This window comes from Tepidicella baoligensis (genome assembly GCF_013432195.1).
GTDB lineage: Bacteria > Pseudomonadota > Gammaproteobacteria > Burkholderiales > Burkholderiaceae_C > Tepidicella > Tepidicella baoligensis.
The window spans coordinates 319,853-341,638 of record NZ_JACCDB010000001.1; the positions used below are offsets into that span (position 1 = coordinate 319,853).

At 65.5% G+C, this 21,786-nt stretch carries 20 protein-coding genes; 5 read left to right on the top strand and 15 right to left on the bottom strand.

Annotation, left to right across the window (positions count from 1 at the left end):
- Positions 1–47: 47 nt before the first annotated feature.
- The 14 genes from HZS63_RS01475 to HZS63_RS01540 all read right to left on the bottom strand — a co-directional run bounded on the left by HZS63_RS01475 (position 48) and on the right by HZS63_RS01540 (position 14,914).
- On the bottom strand, positions 48–1,238 hold the full coding sequence (locus HZS63_RS01475; RefSeq protein ID WP_180682239.1) for an acetyl-CoA C-acyltransferase: 1,191 nt from the start codon (positions 1,236–1,238) through the stop codon (positions 48–50).
- A complete protein-coding gene (gene aceK, locus HZS63_RS01480; protein ID WP_180682240.1) occupies positions 1,235–3,061 on the bottom strand; it encodes a bifunctional isocitrate dehydrogenase kinase/phosphatase in 1,827 nt (608 codons plus the stop codon). Before aceK ends, HZS63_RS01475 begins: the two co-directional genes overlap by 4 nt.
- A 16-nt stretch (positions 3,062–3,077) precedes the next feature.
- Positions 3,078–4,268, bottom strand: coding sequence for an isovaleryl-CoA dehydrogenase (locus tag HZS63_RS01485; protein WP_180682241.1), 1,191 nt, complete (start codon positions 4,266–4,268; stop codon positions 3,078–3,080).
- 52 nt (positions 4,269–4,320) lie between these two features.
- The gene (locus HZS63_RS01490; RefSeq protein ID WP_246316076.1) at positions 4,321–4,773 is read right to left on the bottom strand and encodes a PaaI family thioesterase; all 453 of its coding nucleotides are present in this window, start codon (positions 4,771–4,773) and stop codon (positions 4,321–4,323) included.
- An 88-nt stretch (positions 4,774–4,861) separates the two neighbouring features.
- The gene (locus HZS63_RS01495; protein ID WP_180682242.1) at positions 4,862–5,269 is read right to left on the bottom strand and encodes a MerR family transcriptional regulator; all 408 of its coding nucleotides are present in this window, start codon (positions 5,267–5,269) and stop codon (positions 4,862–4,864) included.
- 45 nt (positions 5,270–5,314) lie between these two features.
- Positions 5,315–6,109 (bottom strand): M48 family metallopeptidase, encoded by a 795-nt coding sequence (locus tag HZS63_RS01500; RefSeq protein ID WP_180682243.1) that lies wholly within the window; start codon positions 6,107–6,109, stop codon positions 5,315–5,317.
- Between the two features lie 4 nt (positions 6,110–6,113).
- Positions 6,114–6,866: a lysophospholipid acyltransferase family protein gene (locus tag HZS63_RS01505; RefSeq protein WP_180682244.1), complete on the bottom strand. Its 753-nt coding sequence runs from the start codon at positions 6,864–6,866 to the stop codon at positions 6,114–6,116.
- The gene (gene gmhB, locus HZS63_RS01510) at positions 6,863–7,453 is read right to left on the bottom strand and encodes a D-glycero-beta-D-manno-heptose 1,7-bisphosphate 7-phosphatase (RefSeq protein WP_180682245.1); all 591 of its coding nucleotides are present in this window, start codon (positions 7,451–7,453) and stop codon (positions 6,863–6,865) included. Before gmhB ends, HZS63_RS01505 begins: the two co-directional genes overlap by 4 nt.
- A 4-nt stretch (positions 7,454–7,457) precedes the next feature.
- Complete coding sequence (glyS, locus tag HZS63_RS01515) at positions 7,458–9,680, bottom strand: glycine--tRNA ligase subunit beta (protein WP_180682246.1); 2,223 nt, start codon at positions 9,678–9,680, stop codon at positions 7,458–7,460.
- Between the two features lie 11 nt (positions 9,681–9,691).
- A complete protein-coding gene (glyQ, locus tag HZS63_RS01520) occupies positions 9,692–10,609 on the bottom strand; it encodes a glycine--tRNA ligase subunit alpha (protein ID WP_180682247.1) in 918 nt (305 codons plus the stop codon).
- Between the two features lie 66 nt (positions 10,610–10,675).
- Complete coding sequence (gene lnt, locus HZS63_RS01525; protein ID WP_343039936.1) at positions 10,676–12,304, bottom strand: apolipoprotein N-acyltransferase; 1,629 nt, start codon at positions 12,302–12,304, stop codon at positions 10,676–10,678.
- Positions 12,268–13,134 (bottom strand): transporter associated domain-containing protein, encoded by an 867-nt coding sequence (locus tag HZS63_RS01530; RefSeq protein WP_180682248.1) that lies wholly within the window; start codon positions 13,132–13,134, stop codon positions 12,268–12,270. The genes lnt and HZS63_RS01530 overlap by 37 nt, the downstream gene beginning before the upstream one ends.
- Before the next feature lie 94 nt (positions 13,135–13,228).
- The gene (locus tag HZS63_RS01535) at positions 13,229–13,876 is read right to left on the bottom strand and encodes a GNAT family N-acetyltransferase (protein WP_180682249.1); all 648 of its coding nucleotides are present in this window, start codon (positions 13,874–13,876) and stop codon (positions 13,229–13,231) included.
- A 39-nt stretch (positions 13,877–13,915) separates the two neighbouring features.
- Entirely contained in the window at positions 13,916–14,914 is a 999-nt protein-coding gene (locus HZS63_RS01540) for an esterase/lipase family protein (RefSeq protein ID WP_180682250.1), read from the bottom strand.
- A 122-nt stretch (positions 14,915–15,036) separates the two neighbouring features.
- Here HZS63_RS01540 and HZS63_RS01545 point away from each other — a divergent pair, with 122 nt between their 5' ends.
- The 3 genes from HZS63_RS01545 (at position 15,037) to HZS63_RS01555 (ending at position 18,478) form a co-directional block, all read left to right on the top strand.
- Positions 15,037–16,716 (top strand): AMP-binding protein, encoded by a 1,680-nt coding sequence (locus HZS63_RS01545; protein ID WP_180682251.1) that lies wholly within the window; start codon positions 15,037–15,039, stop codon positions 16,714–16,716.
- Positions 16,717–16,838: 122 nt separating this feature from the next.
- Positions 16,839–17,543, top strand: coding sequence for a diguanylate cyclase domain-containing protein (locus HZS63_RS01550; RefSeq protein WP_180682252.1), 705 nt, complete (start codon positions 16,839–16,841; stop codon positions 17,541–17,543).
- A complete protein-coding gene (locus HZS63_RS01555; RefSeq protein WP_180682253.1) occupies positions 17,540–18,478 on the top strand; it encodes an MBL fold metallo-hydrolase in 939 nt (312 codons plus the stop codon). Before HZS63_RS01550 ends, HZS63_RS01555 begins: the two co-directional genes overlap by 4 nt.
- A gap of 4 nt (positions 18,479–18,482) precedes the next feature.
- Here the strand turns inward: HZS63_RS01555 and argC are convergent, their stop codons facing one another.
- Complete coding sequence (argC, locus tag HZS63_RS01560) at positions 18,483–19,403, bottom strand: N-acetyl-gamma-glutamyl-phosphate reductase (protein ID WP_180682254.1); 921 nt, start codon at positions 19,401–19,403, stop codon at positions 18,483–18,485.
- A 216-nt stretch (positions 19,404–19,619) separates the two neighbouring features.
- Here argC and sucC point away from each other — a divergent pair, with 216 nt between their 5' ends.
- On the top strand, positions 19,620–20,783 hold the full coding sequence (gene sucC / locus HZS63_RS01565) for an ADP-forming succinate--CoA ligase subunit beta (RefSeq protein WP_180682255.1): 1,164 nt from the start codon (positions 19,620–19,622) through the stop codon (positions 20,781–20,783).
- A 23-nt stretch (positions 20,784–20,806) separates the two neighbouring features.
- Complete coding sequence (gene sucD, locus HZS63_RS01570) at positions 20,807–21,700, top strand: succinate--CoA ligase subunit alpha (protein ID WP_180682256.1); 894 nt, start codon at positions 20,807–20,809, stop codon at positions 21,698–21,700.
- Positions 21,701–21,786: the final 86 nt, after the last annotated feature.

Below are 21,786 nucleotides of genomic sequence, written 5' to 3' on the forward strand. Positions count from 1 at the left end.
CATACATCTCTCCCGCCCTGGCACCGCGCCAGTGCTTCAGGCCCCGATCATAGAAGCTCCAGCGCCACGGCCGTGGCTTCGCCACCACCGATGCACAGGGTGGCGACGCCACGCTTCAGACCACGGACCTGCAGCGCATGGATCAGCGTGACCATGATGCGGGCGCCGCTCGCCCCGATGGGGTGGCCCAGCGCACAGGCGCCGCCGTTGACGTTCACCCGCTCGTGCGGCACCTTCAGGTCGTGCATCAGCGCCATCGGCACCACGGCGAAGGCCTCGTTGATTTCCCACAGGTCCACGTCGGCCACGCTCCAGCCGGCCTTGGCCAGCACCTTTTCGGTGGCGCCCACCGGCGCGGTGGAGAACCACTCGGGCGCCTGGGCGTGGGTGGTGTGGGCCACGATGCGCGCCAGAGGCCGGCTGCCCAGCTTCGCAGCGGTGGCGGCCTTCATCATCACCAGCGCGGCGGCCCCGTCGTTGATGCTGGAGCTGGAAGCGGCGGTGATGGTCCCATCCTTTTTGAAAGCGGGTTTGAGCGCCGGGATCTTGTCGATCTTGATCTTGCCCGGGCCTTCATCGATGCTGACCACGCGCTCGCCCGAACGCTCTTGCACCTTGACCGGGGTGATTTCGGCGGCAAAGCTGCCGTCCTGCGTGGCGCGCTGGGCACGGCGCACGCTTTCCTGGGCAAAGGCGTCCTGCTGCTCGCGGGTGAACTGGTACTTAGCGGCGCAGTCCTCGCCAAAGGTGCCCATGCTGCGGCCGGGCTGGTAGGCGTCTTCCAGACCGTCGAGCATCATGTGGTCGAAGATGCGGTCGTGGCCGATGCGGTAACCGCCGCGCGCTTTGGGCAGCAGGTAGGGCGCGTTGGTCATGCTTTCCATGCCACCGGCCACCAACACCTCGTGGCTGCCGGCCAGCAGCATGTCGTGCGCGAACATGGCCGCGCGCATGCCGGAGCCGCACATCTTGCTCAAGGTCACGGCTCCAGCGCTCTGTGGCAGGCCGGCCTTCAGTGCCGCCTGGCGGGCAGGCGCCTGGCCCTGGCCGGCCATGAGGCAGTTGCCGAAGATCACCTCGGTCACGAGCTCGGGCGCAATCCCTGCGCGCTGCACCGCAGCCTGGATGGCTGCAGCGCCCAGGTCATGGGCGGCCAGGGAGGCAAAGTCGCCCTGGAAGCTGCCCATGGGGGTACGGGCAGCGCCGGTGATGACGATGGAATCGGGGGTGAGGCTCATGCCAATCTCCTTTGATGAACAAAGCGCCGTTCGCGCTCATAGGGAAAAACGTCGTGCACATGACCCGCCAGAATGCGGTCCTTGTGGCTCTGCCAGAAATCCACGTCCAGCAAATCGGCGTGGTGTTTCATGAACACCTCGCGCACCAGCGGATTGCCGAGCAGGAAGGGGCCGAAGGTTTCAGGAAACACGTCGCGAGGGCCAACCGGGTACCACACCTCCCCCGACAGTTCGTCCTCCTCGTTTCTCGGCGCAGGCACGCGGCGGAAATGGCAATCGGTCAGGTATTCGATTTCGTCGTAGTCGTAGAACACCACCTTGCCGTGGCGGGTGATGCCGAAGTTCTTCCACAGCATGTCGCCGGGGAAGATGTTGGCCGCCACCAGGTCCTTGATGGCGTTGCCGTAATCGATGACGGCGTGTTCCATTTGCTCGCGTGCCTTGGCGTCCTGCGGGTCTTTGCGCAAGGCGTCGAAGCACTCTTGCAGGTAGATGTTGAGCGGGATCATGCGCCGCTCGATATAGACGTGCTTGAGGAACACCTCGATGTTGCCATCGCCGTTGCGGTCACCGATTTCGATCTGGCTGGGCGCAAACTTCTGGATTTCTTCGATCAGTTCGTCGCTGAAACGCTCGCGCGGAAAGCCCACTCCGGAAAACTCCAGCGTATCGGCCATGCGGCCGACGCGGTCGTGCTGCTTGACCAGCAGGTACTTGTTGCGGATCTGCTCGCGCGTGGTGTCTTTCTGAGGCGGGTAATGATCTTTGATCAGCTTGAACACAAAGGGAAAACTGGGCAGGTCGAACACCAGCATCACCATGCCCTTGATGCCGGGGGCGATGCGAAAGCGGTCGGTGCTGTGCCGCATGTGAAAGAGGAAGTCGCGGTAGAACAGCGTCTTGCCCTGCTTGGCCAGGCCGAGCGCGTTGTAGAACTCGGCGCGCGGCTTGCGCGGCATCATGCTGCGCAGGAATTGCACGTAGGCGCTGGGCACCTCCATGTCCACCATGAAATAGGCCCGCGCGAAGCTGAACAACATCAGCAGGTCGTCCTCGCCGTGCAGCAGGGTGTCGATGCGGAGCTGACCGTCGCGGTTGTGCAGCAGAGGCAGCGCAAACGGCACCTCCTGGAACCCGTTGATGAGCTTGCCCACGGCATAGGCGCCTTTGTTGCGGTAGAACAGGCTGTGCAAGACCTGAATCTGAAAGTTGGGACGCAACTTGTGAGCATCGAACAACGGAAGCAGGGCATCGTGCACATCGGCCACGTCACGGGCCAGGTCCTCGAAGGGCACGCGCAGGCCAAAGTCCTCCACCATCTGCTGCAGTGCGGGGCGCAGTTCGGCCAGCGTCTGCGGGTAGTAGCTGCGGTAGGTGGTGTGGGCCTGCGGGTCTTCGGGCTCGATGTACTCCGTGCTGACCGCCGGCCGCACGAAAATGAAGTCGTTCTGGAAATAGCTGCGGTGCAGGATCTTGGTGCTGACCGAGTTGAAGAAGGTCTCGGCCAATTCGGGCTGGCGATGGTCCACCAGCATGCCCACGTAGAAGAGCTTGACCTGTTGCCACACGTCCATGGGCTGGCGCGAGGCTTTGAACTCGCGCTCCAGCCGCAGCACACACTCTTTGACCCGCAGGTCGTAAAACTCGATGCGCTCGCGCTGAGCCCGCTGCTGGGCGGGCCAATCCTGGGTCTCGAAACGGTGCTTGGCTCGCGCCGACTCGGTACGAAACAAGCGGTAGTGGCGGTTGAACCCGTCGATCATCGCGCGGGCGATGTCGTGGGCCAGCGACGAGTCCAGGCGTCTGGGCAACGAGGTGCTCATGTCGGCGCAGCGCGCGTCACATGGTCTCGGCAAAGAGCTCGCGCCCGATGAGCATGCGGCGGATTTCGCTGGTGCCGGCGCCGATCTCGTACAGTTTGGCGTCGCGCCACAGCCGGCCCAGCGGGTACTCGTTGATGTAACCGTTGCCGCCAAAGATCTGGATGCCCTCGCCCGCCATCCAGGTGGCCTTTTCGGCACACCAGAGGATGACCGAGGCGCAGTCCTTGCGCACTTGGCGCACGTGCTCGCTGCCCAGCATGTCCAGGTTCTTGCCGACGGTGTAGCAGAAGGCGCGCGCGGCCTGCAGCACGGTGTACATGTCGGCCACCTTGCCCTGGATGAGCTGGAATTCACCGATGCTCTGGCCGAACTGCTTGCGGTCGTGGATGTAGGGGATCACGTTGTCCATCACCGCCTGCATGATGCCGATGGGGCCGGCCGCGAGCACGGCGCGCTCGTAGTCCAGGCCGCTCATCAACACCTTGGCGCCGTTGTTCAGGCCCCCCAGAATGTTCTCTGCCGGCACCTCCACGTTCTGGAACACCAGCTCGCCGGTGTGGCTGCCGCGCATGCCCAACTTGTCGAGTTTCTGGGCGATGGAGAAGCCCTTCATGCCCTTCTCGATCAGGAAGGCGGTGACGCCGCGCGCGCCCAGTTCCGGCTCGGTCTTGGCATAGACCACCAGGGTATCGGCGTCCGGGCCGTTGGTGATCCACATCTTGCTGCCGTTGAGCAGGTAGTAGCCACCCTTGTCTTCGGCGCGCAGCTTCATGCTGATCACGTCGGAACCTGCACCGGGCTCGCTCATCGCCAACGCGCCCACGTGCTCCCCGCTGATCAGCTTGGGCAGGTATTTCTGCTTCTGGGCTTCGCTGCCATTGCGTTTGATCTGGTTCACGCACAGGTTGGAATGCGCACCGTAGCTCAGGCCCACGCTGGCCGAGGCGCGCGAAATTTCCTCCATGGCAATCATGTGCGCCAAGTAGCCCATGTTGGCGCCGCCGTACTCCTCAGGCACGGTGATGCCCAGCACGCCCAGGTCGCCCATTTTGCGCCACAGGTCCATGGGAAACTGGTCGGTGCGGTCGATCTCGGCGGCGCGGGGGGCGATTTCGGTCTGGGCGAAATCACGCACGGCGTCGCGCAAGGCGTTGATGTCGTCACCGAGCATGAAATCGAGGCCGGGCAGGTTGGGCAGGGCATTCATCGGGTCATCTCCTGGTACAAGGGGGTCAGAGTCGAGGAAGGAATGTCGCTTGTCAATAGGTTTTGGTCACCGGCACCAGGGTCTGCTGCATCACGGCGCAGGCGCTGCGTCGGCCATCGGCGTCCACGTGCATCACCTCGGCGGTGGTCACGATGATGCGCTTGCCGCCGCGCACCACACGGCCGGTGGCCTGCAGTTCGCCGCTCTGGAAAGCCGCGAGAAAGTTGATCTTGTACTCCACGGTGGTGACTTCCATGCCTGCGGGCGCCACGGTCAGCCCGGCGTAACCTCCCGCGATGTCGGCCAGCGCGCCCATGGCGCCACCATGAAAACCACCCTGTTGCTGGGTGACGCGGTCGGAATACGGCAGCGCCAGCGTCACCCGCCCGGCCGACACCTCCAGCAGCCGCACACCCAGGTGTTGCATCATGCCTTGGCGGGCCAGGCTGGCCTCCACCCTGGCCCAGAGGTCGGCGTCGGGGCGCTCTGTCTGCGTGCTGGTCATGAAGTCTCCGGTTTATTGACGTTTACGTAAACGTCAATTATGGCGTGAAAAAACACCCTGCACATGGCAGGCGCGTCCGGGTCACGGCTCAGGCTGCCCGGCCTGCATCGAGCTTGGCCAGCAAAGCCCGCGCCTCCTTTTCGTGCGCCTTGATCTCGTCGAGGTTGGCCTGCAGGTCGGCCATCTGCTCCTCGATCTGGCGCCGGTGCTCAGCCAGAACGGCGAGAAATTTGCGCAGTTGCGGGCCGGTGTCGCGCGGGCTGTCGTACATGTCGATCAGCTCCTTGGCCTCGGTGAGGCTGAGACCCAGGCGTTTTGCCCGCAAAGTGAGCTTGAGCCGCGTGCGGTCGCGCGCCGAATAGACCCGGTTGCGCCCGCCGGGGCCTTCGCGCCGCGGCTGCAGCAGGCCCATGTCCTCATAGAAGCGGATGGCCCGCGTGGTGAGGTCGAACTCCTTGGCGAGGTCGCGGATGGTGTACTGCGTTGCTTGGGCCATGGGTACGTGCGGGGTCGGGTTGCAGAGGGTGCCTGCGATTGACGTTTACGTCAACGTCAACAATGTTACCCCACGCAGGGCGCGACGCCGCTGTGCCATGTCGGGCAGGACGCCTTCGACCAGGCGCCAGAATGCCGGACCGTGGTTCATTTCCCGCAGGTGGCACAGCTCGTGAACCACCACGTAGTCGATGAGCTCGGGGGCGAGCTGGATCAGCCGCCAGTTCAGGCGGATGGAGCCGTCGGCATGGGCACTGCCCCAGCGCGTGGAGGCATTGGACAGGCGCAGCCGTTGCCAGCGCACGCCCACCAGGGGCGCATAGTGGTCCAAACGCTCGATGAAGCGGTTGTGGGCTTGCGCCATCAACCAGGCCTTGACGGTGTCGCGCAGCCGCGCTTCGCCGCAATCCATGGGCAGGGCCACGCACAGAGACTCGCCTTGCACGGCGGCGCCGGCACCCTCGAAATGGTGCGCCGGATCGAGCCGCAAGGTCAGCGACCGCCCCAGAAACTCAACAGCCGCCCCATGCCGCCATACCGGGCTCGGCAGATGACGGCGCGACTGCTGGGCCTTGAGCTTGTCCAGTACCCAGGCGGCCTTGCTGTGCAGAAAGCGCTGGACCTCGCTCTCGGGCACCCACAGGGGCGCCCTCACGCTCAGGCCCTGGGCATCGACGACCAACCCAATGCTCTTGCGCCGCGCCCGCCGGAACTCGTAGGCCACACGCACCTCGCCCAAGCGGCACTCCCGGTTCGCACGCGGGTGTGGCCACCACAGCGCGGGGATGGGACCGGCTTGCGGTCCGCCCTCCTCGTCGAACAGACCCAGCTGTGCCGCCATGGCGTCAACCCTGAGACGACGGGCTTGCGTAAGCCTGCGGATCCAGCCGTCGCATCTCGGCCTCGATCCATGCCTCCACCTCGCGCATGAGGTCTTCCGGATCGCGCCCGACGCTCGGTATGGGTTGGCCAATGGAGAACTCCACCGTGCCCGGACGCTTCACGATGGCCCGGCGCGGCCAGCATTTGGCCGATGTGACGGCGATCGGAATCACGGGAACGCCGGTCTGCACGGCCAGCCGGGCGCCACCCAACTTGTACTGCCCCTGTTGGCCACGCGGAATGCGGGTGCCCTCGGGGAAGATGATGACCCAGGTGCCGTTGTCGAGCAGCCGCTGCCCCTGTTGCACCACCTTGGCGAACGCCTGCGCCCGTTTCGAACGATCGATGTGAATCATGTCCAGCCGGCTCATGGCCCAGCCAAAGAAGGGGATGTAGAGCAGCTCTTTTTTGAACACAAAAGCCAGCGGATGCGGCATGAGCACGGGCAGGCTGAGGGTCTCCCAGGTGGACTGGTGCTTGACCAGCAATATGGCCGGTGCCTTGCTGCCGATGGGCAGGTTCTCGTAACCGATGACGTGATTGCGTATGCCCAGGATCCAGCGCCCCGCCCAGACCACCACGCGCAGCCAGCCCACGCACATCCAATACAAGCGCTCGCCGCGAACGACCACCGAAGCCAGCAGCACGAACAGGGCCCAGGGCACCAGCGTCACGCCCATGAACAACAGATGCAGGACGGAGCGGACGGTGTTCATGAATGCACGAGAGAAGACGGCGCGTCGCGGTTGATGAGGGCATCGGCGAAAGCGGCCAGATCGGTGTGAAGGGCAACCCCGCCGGGCAGGCCGGCAGGAACGGTCCCATCCCGATGCCGGGCCGACTGCCCGGTGAGCACCAGATGCGGCTCGCAACCGGCGGCACTGGCAGCCTGCGCGTCGCGCACGGAATCACCGACCGCGACCATCTGCCCCGGAGGGACGCCGAAACGCCGTGCAATCTGAAGGAACAACCCCGGTGCCGGCTTGCGGCAATCACAGTGATCTTCGGGGGCGTGCGGGCAGAAGAACACGGCCTCGATGCGCGCGCCGGCCAGCGCCAGCTCCTTGTGCATGCGGGCATGGATGTCGTTGAGGGTGGCCACGTCAAACAACCCCCGGCCCAGCCCCGACTGGTTGGAGGCGATCACCACCCGCCAGCCGGCGTGGTTGAGGCGGGCCACGGCCTCGATGGCCCCCGGCAACGGCTTCCAATCGTCGGGGCCGTGCAGAAAGTCCTCCGGGTCCTCGTTGAGGGTGCCGTCGCGGTCCAGAACGACGAGTTTGAGGTCGCGGGGGTAAGGCATGTCGTCAGGCCGCCAGACGCGAGAGGTCGGCCACGCGGTTCATGGCCTGGTGCAGCGTGGCCAACAAGCCCAGGCGGTTGGCCTTGAGGGCTGGGTCGTCGGCGTTGACCATCACCTGGTCGAAGAAAGCGTCCACCGGCCCTTTGAGAGCCGCCAATGCCTTGAGGTTGGCGGTGTAGTCTCCGTCGGCCCAGGCGGCATCGGCCACGGACGCCACCTGCTCGAGCGCGGCATGCAGCGCGGTCTCGGCGGGCTCTTTGAGCAGTTCGGGCCTCACCACAGGCTGCACCTCGGCATCGGCTTTTTTCAGGATGTTGCCCACGCGCTTGTTGGCCGCCGCCAGGGCCGGGGCCTCGGGCAGCGCGGCAAAGGTGCGCACGGCCGCCAGGCGGCGCGCCACTTCGCTCAGGCGCTGCGGGCGCAGGGCCAGAACGGCATCCACTTCCTGGGCGCTGTAGCCTTGCTCGCGCAGGCTGCCGCTGAGGCGGTCGTAGATGAAGTCGCGGACCTTGGGAATCGTTTCCGGATCGATTTTCACCCCGATACTTCCGATCCCAATCGACCCCTCTGGTGTTTCACTGGGCATTGGTCCTGACGTAAAGACCCGCTCACCAAAAACTTCTGCTGAGGTTGCCAGGATTTGCCCCAAGTCCAGCGGCAGGTCCTTCTCGATCAGCATGCGCACCACGCCCAGGGCATGGCGGCGCAGGGCGAAGGGGTCCTTGTCGCCGCTGGGCAGGTTGCCGATACCGAACATGCCGACCAGCGTCTCCAGTTTGTCAGCCAGCGCCACGCACACGCCCACGGGGTTGCGCGGCAGCTCGTCGCCAGCGAACCGCGGCTTGTAGTGGTCTTCGATCGCTTCGGCGATGTCGTTGCCCAGGCCGTCGTGGCGGGCATAGTAGCCACCCATGATGCCCTGCAGCTCGGGGAACTCGCCCACCATGTCGGTCAGCAGGTCGGCCTTGGCCAGCAGGGCGGCCTGGTCGGCCTGGCGTGCCAGCGCCTCCCCTCCCAGTTGCTGTGCGATGGCACGTGCGATGGCGCTCACACGTTCCACGCGCTCGCCCTGCGAACCCAGCTTGTTGTGATAGACCACCTTGGCCAGCCCCAGCACGCGCGACTCCAGTGGCCGCTTGCGGTCCTGGTCGAAGAAGAACTTGGCATCGGCCAGGCGAGGGCGCACCACGCGCTCGTTGCCGCCGATCACGGCGCTGGGGTCCGCCGGGCTGATGTTGCTCACCACCAGGAACTTGTTGGTCAACTTGCCTTGCGCGTCCAGCAACGGGAAGTATTTCTGGTTGGCCTTCATCGTCAGGATCAGGCACTCCTGCGGCACCTCCAGGAATTCGGGCTCGAACTGGCACACCAGCACGTTGGGGCGCTCCACCAGCGCGGTCACCTCATCCAGCAGGGCGTCGTCCTCGATGGGGCGGCAACCACCGCCCACCTCGGCGGCACGCGCGGCGAGCTGGCGCGCGATTTCGCCGCGGCGCTCGGCAAAACTGGCGATCACCGCGCCATCGTCGCGCAGCGTCTGTGCGTAGGCGTCGGCGTGGGCAATCACCACCGGCGTCTTGGCTGCCTCGAAGCGGTGGCCTTGCGTGGCGTTGCCCGCCGTCAGGCCCAGCGCTTTCACCGGCACCACGGTGTCGCCGTGCAGCGCCACCAAACCGTGGGCGGGACGCACGAAGTGCACACTGGTCCAGCCAGGCAAAAAGTGGGGCATGCCGCAGTCGGTGTCCAGCTGGTACGTCATCACCTTGGGGATGGGCAGCTGGCGGATGGCCTCGTCCAGCGCCTTCTGCAGGCCCACGTCCAGCGTGACCCCCTTCACCAGGCTGTCGTAGAACAAGGCTTCGGCCTTGCCTTGGCCCTGGCGCTTCAGCGCGGCCACGGCGGCAGCCGGATCGGACACATCGGCCCCCAGCGAAGCCAGCTTTTTCAGCAGCGCGGGCGTGGCCTGACCGTCGGCCGTCAGGCCCACCGACACGGGCATGAGCTTTTGCAGCACGGCCTGGTCCTGGGCCTTGGAGCGTACATGGGTCACATGCGCCGCCAAGCGGCGCGGAGAGGCATAGGCGGTCGCCACCGAGGAGGCGCTGGCCAGGCCCTGCGTTCGGAGCTGCTCACACAGCACACTGGCAAACGCGTCGCCCAGCTTCTTCAGGGCTTTCGGGGGCAGTTCCTCGACAAAGAGTTCCACCAGCAGATTTTTCGTGGTCATGTCGGCTTTCCTCAGGCGGCTTGCTGGTCGGTCTGTGCCACGATCTGCTCGACCCATTCGCGCGGCGCCATGGGGAAGCCCAGGCGCTCACGGCTCTCGTAATAGGCCTGCGCCACGCTGCGCGCCAGGTTGCGGATGCGGCCGATGTAGGCGGCGCGTTCGGTCACGCTGATGGCACCGCGCGCGTCCAGCAGATTGAAGGTGTGTGCGGCTTTGAGCACCTGCTCATAGGCAGGCAAGGCCAGTTGATGCGCCATCAGGTGCTTGGCCTGCCGCTCGTGGGCGGCAAAGGCGGTGAACAGGAAATCGGTGTCGGAGTGCTCGAAGTTGTAGGCGGACTGCTCCACCTCGTTCTGGTGGTACACGTCGCCGTAGCTCAGCGTGTCGGTCCACTTCAGGTGGTACACATTGTCCACGCCCTGCAAGTACATCGCCAGCCGCTCCAGGCCGTAGGTGATCTCGCCCGTGATGGGCTTGCAGTCGATGCCGCCCACCTGCTGGAAGTAGGTGAACTGCGTCACCTCCATGCCGTTCAACCACACCTCCCAGCCCAGGCCCCAGGCGCCCAGCGTGGGGTTCTCCCAGTCGTCTTCCACGAAGCGGATGTCGTTCTGCTTCAGGTCGAAGCCGAGCGCTTCCAGCGAGCCCAGGTACAGCTCCAGAATATTGCTGGGCGCGGGTTTGAGCACCACCTGGTACTGGTAGTAATGCTGCAGGCGGTTGGGGTTCTCACCGTAACGGCCGTCCTTGGGACGGCGGCTGGGCTGCACGTAAGCGGCCTTCCACGGCTCGGGGCCGATGGCGCGCAGAAAGGTGGCGGTGTGGCTGGTGCCGGCCCCCACTTCCATGTCGTAGGGCTGCAAGAGGGCGCAGCCTTGGGCGTCCCAGTAGGCCTGGAGCTTGAGAATGATGTGTTGAAAGGTCAGCATGGGATAGAGATCCGTCAGGCGCAACCTTTCATTTTAGTGGGCCACCCAGCCATCTTGCCGCAGTCCTCAACGCCGGTGTCGCGCATTCCCGAGAAGAATCACCATGGCCACCGCCACCAGCGGCCACAACCCCCAGCGCCCGGCCCACCACGCATAGGGCGTGATCCCGTCACGCCCCTCCACCGTCGCCTGTAGGCGGTCACGGGTCAGACGCGGCAATTCGGCCTGCACCCGCCCCAGGTGGTCGATGACGGCGGTGGCGCCGGTGTTGGTGGCACGCAGCATGGGGCGTTGCAGCTCCAGCGCCCGCAGGCGCGAAATGTGCCGGTGCTGGTCGATGGCCACCGTGTCACCGAACCAGGCGATGTTGCTCACGTTCACCAGCACGGTGGGCGCCAGGTGGCCATTGCGGAACGACACCGCCAGCTCCTCGCCAAACAGGTCCTCATAACAGACGTTGGGAGCGATGCGCTGCCCGCCCCAGTCGAACGTCGGTTGGCCGAGCGGGCCGCGGCTGAAGTCCCCCAGGGGGATGTCCATCAGCTCGGTGAACCAGCGGAACAAGGGCGGGATGAACTCCCCGAACGGCACCAGGTGGTGCTTGTCGTAGCGGTACATCTCCAGCGACGGCGACCAGCCCGCCACCGAGTTGGTGTAACCATCGGTCCAGTTGCCCAGCGGCAGCCCCAGGAGCACGGCCGAGCGGCTGTCGGCCACACGCCCGAGCCAACGCTCCCACCAGGCGGGGTCCATGTCCTGCGGCAGCAGGGGAATCGCCGTCTCGGGTGCCACGACCAGTCCCCCACCCTGCGCATCCAGCACCTCGAGCGCCTGAGCCACCTGCTCCTCATACCATGCGAGGGCCAGCGGCACACCGACACCGGGCTGGAACTTTTCGTCTTGGGGAATGTTGCCCTGCAGCAGCACCACCGGCAGAGAGCCGGTGCTCACCGTCCAGCTGGGCAAGCGCTGGGCCAACCACACCCCGGCAGCAGGCCACCACAACACCGGCAGCAGGACCAGCACGGCCACACGCCCCGCCCAGCGAGAGACCCCACCACCCTGCGAGACACCGGCGGCAGGAACGCCACGCCACCGCCATGCCACCAGCCCAGCGGCCAGGCCGGCACTCAACGCCCCCATACCATACACGCCCACCCAGGGAGCCCAGGCCGCATAAGCGTCCACCAAGGCATAACCGGCCGCGCCCCAAGGGAATCCGGTCAGCCAGGTGCCACGGGCCCACTCCGCCAGCGTCCAGCCAGCGGCAAACACCAGCCCGAAACGCCAGGGCCCACAGGCTCGCCATGACCACACCAGGGCGGCCATGAATGCGGTGTACAGCCCCAGACAAGCCGCCAGCGCCACCACGGCCAGCGCCGCCAGCGCGGGCTCGAGCCCGCCGTACACATGCATGGAAATGAACAGCCACCAGAATGTGGCCGCCAGCCAGACGGTGGCAAAAACCCAGGCTCGCCAGAAAGCAGCCTGCCGGCTGGGCGCCCACCGCACGCCGGCAGCCAGCACACACAGGGCCAGCCATTGCAACCAGGGCAGTGGCTCACCCGTCCAGCCCAGGCCCCCGCGCAACGGCCAGGCCATGGCGGCGGCATGCGCCGCCCCGGCCCCCGCCAGGGCCAGGCCCCAGCGCAGCGGGATCACGCGCTGTCGGTCACCCGCGTGACCTTGAACCACGTCACGGCACCACCCTTGGTGTGCTGCACCAGAAAGCACAGCCCCCCCACTTCGTGGCGCTCCCCCCGCTTGGGCACGTGCCCCATTTCATGAGAGATCAACCCGCCGATGGTGTCGAATTCGTCATCGGGCAACTGGGTCTCGAACCACTCGTTGACCCGCTCGATCGGCGTGTCGCCACTGACACGCCAAGAACCGTCGGCCAGGGCGAAAATATCGCCCGCGTCTTCGGCTTCGTCGAACTCGTCCTCGATCTCGCCCACGATCTCTTCGAGCACATCCTCGATCGTGATGAGCCCGGCCACCTGGCCAAACTCGTCGATCACGATGGCCAGATGGTGGCGATTGCCCCGAAACTCGCGCAGCAGGTCGTTCAGGCTCTTGCTCTCGGGCACGAACACGGCCGGGCGCAGCAGGGCGCGCAGGCTCAGCTCGGGGGCCCGCTGCAGCTTCAGCAGGTCCTTGGCCATCAAGATGCCGATGATGTTGTCGCGCCCCCCCTCGTAGACCGGAAAGCGGGAGTGCGCGGTCTCGATGACGGTATTGAGGATGTCCTGAAACGGTGCATGGATGTCGATCACATCCATGCGGGGCGCGGCCACCATCACGTCGCCGGCGGTCATGTCCGCGATGCGGAGCACGCCTTCCAGCATGACGCGGGACTCCGCATCGATGATGTCGTTGTGCTCGGCCTCGGCCAAAGCTTCGATCAGCTCATCCTTGGAGTCGGGCCCCGGATGGAGGAATTCGGCCAGCTTTTGCAAAAAGCCGCGTTTGTCTTCGTGCCGCACCGCACGGTGCGGCGACGGACTGGGGTAGGGTTCGGCCACTGACGGTAGGCAAAGTTGCGATGACCCGAGGATACAACAGGCGTGTGACAACCCACAACCGTGCCGGTCATGTTCCCCTTGGGCACGCTGCGGCTCAGGCGGCCCGGCGACGGCGCGCCAGCCGGGCGCTCCATCCGGCGAGCCTGCGCCACCACTGCCGCAGGCGATGACGGCCCAGCTTCACCCAGTACTGCGAGCGGGCCGCCTGCTCCTCCAGCAACTCGGTCACGCTGGACTCGAAATCCGCCGGCGGCAATTCCAGGTGAGCCTGGCTCTCCGGGCCTTCGCGCACGACCGTGGCGCCGCCTTTGCGGGCAATCGACAGCATGGCGGCATTTTCGCTGAGGGCATGGATGACGATGACGGTCACCCCATGGTTGCGCGCGTGGCGCACCGCGCGGGCAAAGAGCTGTTCGCCATAACCGCGTCCCCGGGCATGGCGCGACACGCTGACCCCGAATTCCGCGCTGTGCCGGCCTCTGCCCTGGACCATATAGGCCAGATGGGCCATGGCGATCAGTTGCAGCCGCCAGTTGAAGATGCCGAACACCTCGTCGCAGTCGAAGCGCAGGCCATCCACATAACGGCGGATGTGCTCATCGGTGGCGGCGTAGCCGAAACGCAGGAAACGGTCGCGCTCATCGAGCGCCAGCAGATGTTTCAGAATGGCTGGCCGATGCTCCGCCCCCAGGGTGCGGATGGGGGCCCTGACGGGTGCATGAGCAGGAGAAGATCGGTCCATGCGTGAAATATAAGGGTTTTCCCTTGGTTGACAAGATCTTCATCGGGAAAACACGACAAACGGCAAGGACTTGCCCGCCTCCAAGGGCGATCGGCGGTCTGCCTCCTGCCAGTGCATCTGGACCGTTTGCCGCAGTTCCGGCACTTCCAACAGCCCGAGGTGGCCCACGCCCTGCAATCGGTGCCAGCGGGCACCGGGCAACTCGCCCACCCCTGGAGGAAACACCACGTTGTCACAATCCGACGACCAGCACTCGAACACCGTCCGTTCATGCAGCGGCTCGTCGGCTTCGAGGGCCTGCAACCAGTCGCTGCCCAGGCGCATCTGCCGGCCATTGGGCGTTTGGCTGAACCGCGCCAGCCAGGTACCCTGGTGCGGGGTGCCCAGCGTGATCACGGCCTGCACCCGCTCACCGAGTGCCGCAGGAGCATGACCCGACCGCCGGCAGGTTTGCCGCCACGCACGCCACCAGGCCCGAGCCGCCAATCCCCCCATGCTGTGACACAGCAACACCGGCGGCCGCCCCGTCACGCGGGTAATGGCTTGCACCGCCTCCTCGATGGCCGGGGCGTAGTCGTCGATGCCACCGAACACCGGATCCAGCGTCACGGCAACGCAAGGCCGGCCTTCGGCTTGGCCATGGCGCATCCAGTCGGTCCACAGGGCGCGGTTGCACAGGTAGCCATGAATCAACACCAGCCCTGCACGCCCTGCGGCTCCGGTGTCCAGACTGTCGGGCCAAGCCTCGGAGCGAAACGGCTGCCACCAGACAAACACCTTCCAAGCCAGCCACACCTCGCGCCACCAGGCCCGCACCCAACCACCGGGTGACGTCTTCGGCCCACCCCGAGGCCACGACCGGCGCCCAACCCAGGCCGACAGCAGGAAATGCAACGCCTGAGCCAGCGCCATCCCGCCCAGCAAGGCGACCGCACCCAGCACCGCCCAAACTGGACGGTCCCACCAAGCCCAGACCCAGGCCGCCATCACCAGCAGAGACACCCCTACCCCGAGGCGCTGCAACCATGCCACCGTCATCCCGCCACTCCAAGTGTGCCCCGCGCGACAGTTTCTAGGGGCTTGCCCTGAGACGGCCATCGCGACCCCCAAGCCACAATCCTGCCACGCCCATGCCCAACCTGCATAACAACCCCCCATCCATGGACAGAATCTGGCTCAAGAGCTATCCCCCAGGCGTGCCCGCCGAGGTGGACCCCACCCAATACCGCTCGCTCAACGAGCTGTTCGAAGCCTCGTTCCGGCAAAACGCCCGGGAGCCCGTCACGGTCTGCATGAACGAGTGGATGACCTACGGCGAGTTGGACCGGCTGAGCCAGGCCCTCGGGGCGTATCTGCAGTCATTGGGCCTGCCCACGGGGGCACGGGTGGCCATCATGCTGCCCAACCTGCCGCAGTTCCCGATCACCATGGCCGGGGTCCTGCGGGCCGGCTACACCTGCGTCAACGTCAACCCGCTGTACACGGCGCGCGAACTGGAACACCAGCTCAAGGATTCGGGAGCGCAAGCCATCGTCATTCTCGAAAACTTCGCCCATACGCTGGAAGAAGTCATCGACCGGACGCAGGTCAAGCACGTGGTGCTGGCCAGCATGGGCGACCTGCTGGGGTTCTGGTACGGGCACTGGATCACCTTCGCCGTGCGCCACCTGGCCAAGATGGTCCCGAGCTACAAGCTGCCGCTGGACGGCCGCACAATCGTGCCCTTCAAAAAGGCGCTGGACAAAGGGCAGTCGCTCACCCTCAAGCCAGCCGACGTCAACCACGACTCGATCGCCTTCCTCCAATACACCGGCGGCACCACCGGGTTGTCCAAGGGGGCCATACTGACCCACGGCAACGTGATCGCGGCCACCCTGCAGGCCGAGGCCTGGTTCACGCCGGCGCTGGACAAGATAGGTGACGTTCGGCACGCCAACCACATCGTGGCGCTGCCGCTCTACCACATCTTCGCGCTCACCCTCATGCTGCTGGTCATGCGCCACGGGGCCCATGCCACCCTCATCCCCAACCCGCGCGACATCCCGAAATTCATCGAAACCCTCAAGAGCCGACCGTTCAACGTGCTGTCGGGCGTCAACACCCTGTTCAACGGCCTGCTGAACAACGCGCGTTTCCGCCAGCTCGATTTTTCCAGTCTGGTGCTGACACAGGCCGGTGGCATGGCGGCCTCGGAGGGCACGGCCAAGCAATGGCAGGCCATCACCAAGTGCACCATGATCGAGGGCTGGGGCATGAGCGAGACGTGCGCCATCGGCACCAACAACCCGGTCACCAACACCGAGTTCACCGGCACCATCGGCCTGCCGCTGCCCGGTATCGACATCGCCATCAAGGACGACGACGGCCTGAGTCTGCCCGTGGGCAGCACCGGTGAGATCTGCATCAAGGGCCCGAACGTGATGCCGGGCTACTACAACAAGCCCGAAGAGAACGCCAAGACCTTCACCGCCGACGGCTACATGCGCACGGGCGACATCGGCATCATGGACGAGCGCGGCTACATCCGCATCGTGGACCGCAAGAAGGACATGATCATCGTCTCGGGCTTCAATGTGTTCCCGACCGAGATCGACAACGTCGTCTCCACCTGCCCGGGCGTGCTGGAGTGCGCGGCCGTGGGTGTGCCCGACGAGCACTCGGGCGAGGCGGTCAAGCTCTACGTGGTGCGCAGCGACCCGACGCTCACGGAGGAGCAGGTGATGCGCTTCTGCCACGACAACCTGACCGGCTACAAACGGCCCAAGTACATCGAATTCCGCGACGAGCTGCCCAAGACCAACGTGGGCAAGATCCTGCGCCGGGAATTGCGGCAGAAGTGATCCGCCTGCCCTCCTTTGCACTCCATACCCCCTATACTGGGAGCACCACCTCCACCGATCCACCATCTCACATGCCCGCGCTGGATCTTCGGACCATCGTTTTTCTGACCGGAGCCATCGGCATGTTGCTGCTCCTGGCCGGCACCCGCCACTTCTACGGCGAGCGGCTACCTCGGTGGACCTGGATAGCCCTGGGGTTCACCGCGCTGACCCTGTATGGATGGGGCATCGTGAATCCTCAGTACAGTGCTGGGTTGCTGTGGGTCAGTGCCTTCATGGCTGCCATGCTAAGCCACCACTTCTACACCGTCTGGCGCCATGACCACGAAAGTTTCGCGGCCCGGCTCATGCTCGTCGTGCTCGCGTGCATGGTCGTGTGGATGCTGGCGCGCGCCGTGACGGCCCCCTCCCTGCCCGCCGGCGCAGACCTCTTCGACCCCTCACCGCTGCAGAGCCTCTACATCGGAGGTTATGCCTTTGCACTGATGACGATGACCGTCGGCTGCATCCTGCTCATGTTCGAGCGGCTGCGCCAGATCGATGTGCTGGGCCGCTTCGGGGGTGCAGGATTCATGGCCGCCGTTCTGCCCGCCACCGTTCAGGGCCGGCAGGTGGCAGAAGGCATCCGGGCCAGCCGCTCGTCCCAACCCGGCCTGCCGACATGCAGTGTGAGCATCGGCATGGCCACGTTGGCCGGGCCGATCGGCCATCAGCCCACCCAGACGGTGCTGGATCGCCTCATCGCCGAGGCCGACCATGCCCTTTACGATGCCAAGACAGCTGGCCGTGATCGCGCAGCTGTCTATACCCCGCTTCTCGCAGCATGACGCACGCCACCCCCCCATCCATCCTGCCCCCCGGCATCCAGGTATGGGAACGGGGCTGGCTGTCGGCCAACAACATCCTGATCGACGGGCCGGACGGCGCCACGCTGATCGATTCGGGCTACTGTACCCATGCGGAGCAGACGCTGGCCCTCGTCACCACCGCCCTGGGCGAACGCCCATTGACGCGCCTGCTCAACACCCACCTGCACAGCGACCATTGCGGGGGCAACGCGGCTCTGCAGGCCCGCTTCCCGGCCCTGACCACCTGGATCCCGCCCGGCCACGCCGACGCCGTGGCCCGCTGGGACACACAGGTGCTCACCTACCACGCCACCGGCCAGAGTTGTCCGCGCTTCCGGCTCGACGGCGTGCTCACGCCGGGCGAGACGTTGCGCATCGGCGGGCGAGACTGGCAGATCCACGCCGCCCCGGGGCACGACCCGCACGCGATCCTGCTGTTTCAGGCCGACCACGGCGTGCTCATTTCGGGCGACGCCCTGTGGGAAAACGGTTTTGGCGTGGTCTTTCCGGAACTGGACGGTGACTCGGCCTTTGCCGAGGTCGGCGCCACCTTGGACCTGATCGAGGCCTTGCAACCCCGGGTCGTGATTCCTGGACACGGCCGACCCTTCGGGGGTACAGATGCCATCACCGCCGCCATCGGCCGCGCGCGCAGCCGGTTGCGTCAATTTATGGACGCACCCGACAAACACCTGCGCTACGCCTGGAAGGTGCTGCTGAAGTTCAAACTGCTGGAATGGCAACGCGCGCCCCGCGACGCCTTCATGGCCTGGGCCATGCAAACACCCTACTTGGTGCAGCAGCACGAACGCCACGGCGAAGGCGACATGGCCCAGTGGCTGGAGCGACTGCTGCAGGAGCTGGCTGCCTCCGGGGCAGCCCGTCTGGAGCCAGGCTGGATCATCGACGCCTGAAGCGTCAGAGCCCCAGCATCAACTGCAAGTTCTGTACCGCCGCCCCGCTGGCGCCCTTGCCCAGGTTGTCGAGCCGGGCCACCAGCACCGCGTGGCGGTGCACCTCGTTGCCAAACACGCGCAACTCCAGCTGGTTGGTGTTGGCCAAAGCCACGGCATCGAGCTTGCCGTCGTCGGTAGGAGGCTCCACGGTTACGTAGCGGCTGCCGGCGTAATGTGCAGCCAGGGCCTCATGGAGGTCGGACGCCCTCACATGGCCCGGCAGGGCATCCAAGTGCAGTGGCAGCTGCACCAGCATGCCTTGTGGAAAGTTGCCCACGGACGGCATGAACAGCGGTCGCCGGGTCAGGCCGGTATAGGCCATGATCTCGGGGAGGTGCTTGTGGCTGAGGCTCAGGGCGTAGAGCTCGAACGGCGCAGCGGTGCCCGCCTCATAGGCCTCGACCATGGCGCGCCCTCCGCCGGTATAGCCGCTCACGCTGGGCAGGCTGAGCGGGAAGTCCTTCGGGATCAGGCCGGCATCGACCAGCGGACGAATCAGGGCAATGGCCCCGGTGGCATAGCAGCCCGGGTTGGCCACCCGCTCGGCCGCGCGCACCGCCTCGGCCTGCCCGGTGCAGAGCTCGGGAAATCCATACACCCAGCCCGGCGCCACGCGGTGCGCAGTCGATGCGTCGATGATGCGCGGCGCCTTGCCGCCCTCGGCCTTCAAACCATCGACCATGGCAACCGACTCCCGAGCCGCATCGTCGTGCAGGCACAGGATGACCAGATCGGCCTGCGCCATCAGCTCGCGCTTGGCAGCCGGATCCTTGCGGCGCGCCGGGTCGATGCTGATCAGCCGCACGGCGGGCATCGCGGCGAGCCGCTCACGAATCTGCAGACCGGTGGTGCCGACCTCGCCATCGATGAAAACTTGGGGCATGGAACAATCTCCTTGGGGTATCGGCCAGGCCTTGCCTTGGGTCATGCAGACGCGGCGCTGTCAGCCTGGCACAAGGTTTTGTGCATGGCAGCATGATACAGTTCGAATTCCGTGTGTCCTTTGGCCTGTTGCACCGTAATCGTGGCCGTACATGCCCACGCTACCTTGCCCTCAGGGCGGACGTGTTGTGTTTGACTCTTGCAGAGAGCGATTTTCATGAAGATTCACGAGTACCAAGGCAAGGAAATCTTGCGTCAGTTCGGTGTGCCCGTTCCGCGCGGCATTCCCGCCTTCACGGTGCAGGAAGCCGTCGAAGCCGCCCAGAAGCTGGGTGGCCCTGTGTGGGTGGTCAAAGCCCAGATCCACGCCGGCGGCCGTGGCAAGGGCGGCGGCGTGAAAGTGGCCAAGAGCATCGACGAGGTCAAGGCCCGCGCCAGCGAGATCCTGGGTATGCAACTGGTCACGCACCAGACGGGGCCTGAAGGCCAGAAGGTCCGCCGCCTCTACATCGAGGACGGCGCCGACATTCAGAAGGAATACTACCTGTCCGTGGTGACCGACCGGGCCACCCAGAAAGTGGCCTTCATCGCCTCCAGCGAAGGCGGCATGGACATCGAGGAAGTGGCCCACAACACCCCCGAGAAGATCGTCAAGGTGTTCGTGGACCCGCTGATTGGCCTGACCGATGCCCAGGCCCAGGAACTCGCCGCCGGCATCCAGATGCCCGCCGACTCCGTCGCCCAGTTCGTGGACGTGTGCCAGAAGCTCTACAAGTGCTACATGGAGACCGACGCCTCCCTGGTCGAGATCAACCCCCTGAACCGTGACAGCAAGGGCAACATCATCGCCCTGGATGCCAAATTCAACTTTGACGCCAACGCGCTGTTCCGCCACCCCGAGATCGTGGCCCTGCGCGATCTGGACGAGGAAGACCCGGCCGAGATCGAAGCCTCCAAGTTCGACCTCGCCTACATCAGCCTGGACGGCAACATCGGCTGCCTGGTCAACGGCGCCGGCCTGGCCATGGCCACCATGGACACCATCAAGCTGTTCGGCGCCGAGCCGGCCAACTTCCTCGACGTGGGCGGCGGCGCCACCCCCGAGAAGGTGACCGAAGCCTTCAAGATCATGCTCAAGAACCCCAAGGTCAAGGCCATTCTGGTCAACATCTTCGGTGGCATCATGCGCTGCGACACCATCGCCACCGGCGTCATCACCGCCTGCAAGGCCGTGAACCTGAACGTGCCGCTGGTGGTGCGCATGAAGGGCACCAACGAAGAACTGGGCAAGAAAATGCTGGCCGAATCCGGCCTGCCCATCATCAGCGCCGACACCATGGCCGAAGCCGCCCAGAAAGTGGCCGCTGCCGTCAACGCCTAAGCCCAGGAAAGCGAGAACACGTCATGTCGATCTACATCAACAAAGACACCAAGGTCATCACCCAGGGCATCACCGGCAAGACCGGCCAGTTCCACACCGAGAAGTGCCAGGAATACGCCAACGGCAAGAACTGCTTCGTGGCTGGCGTGAACCCCAAGAAGGCCGGCGAGAAGATTTTCGACATTCCCATCTACGCCAGCGTCAAGGAGGCCGCCGCCGAAACCGGCGCCACCGTCTCGGTGATCTACGTACCGCCCGCTGGCGCGGCCGACGCCATCTGGGAAGCGGTCGAGGCCGACCTGGACATGGTCATCTGCATCACAGAGGGCATCCCCATCCGTGACATGTTGATCGTGCGCAACAAAATGAAAGCCAAGGAAGCCGCTGGCGGCAAAAAGACCCTGCTGCTCGGCCCCAACTGCCCCGGCCTGATCACGCCCGACGAGATCAAGATCGGCATCATGCCCGGCCACATCCACAAGAAGGGCCGCGTGGGCGTGGTGTCGCGCTCCGGCACCCTGACCTACGAAGCCGTGGCACAGCTCACCGAGCTGGGCATCGGCCAGTCGTCGGCCGTCGGCATCGGCGGTGACCCGATCAACGGTCTCAAGCACATCGACGTGATGAAGGCCTTCAACGACGATCCGGACACCGACGCCGTGATCATGATCGGCGAGATCGGCGGTCCCGACGAGGCCGAGGCCGCCCTGTGGTGCAAGGCGAACATGAAGAAGCCCATCGTGGGCTTCATCGCCGGCGTCACCGCCCCTCCGGGCAAGCGCATGGGCCACGCCGGCGCGCTGATCAGCGGCGGCGCCGACACGGCCGACGCCAAACTGGCCATCATGGAGGAGTGCGGCTTCAAGGTGACCCGCAACCCGTCGGAGATGGGTCGTCTGCTCAAGAGCCTGCTCTGAGCCGGCACGGGGGCAGCCAACCCCCTCCCACCATTCACAGAGGCCCGCCTGAGCGGGCCTTTTTCATGCCGGGTGGCGAAATCGAT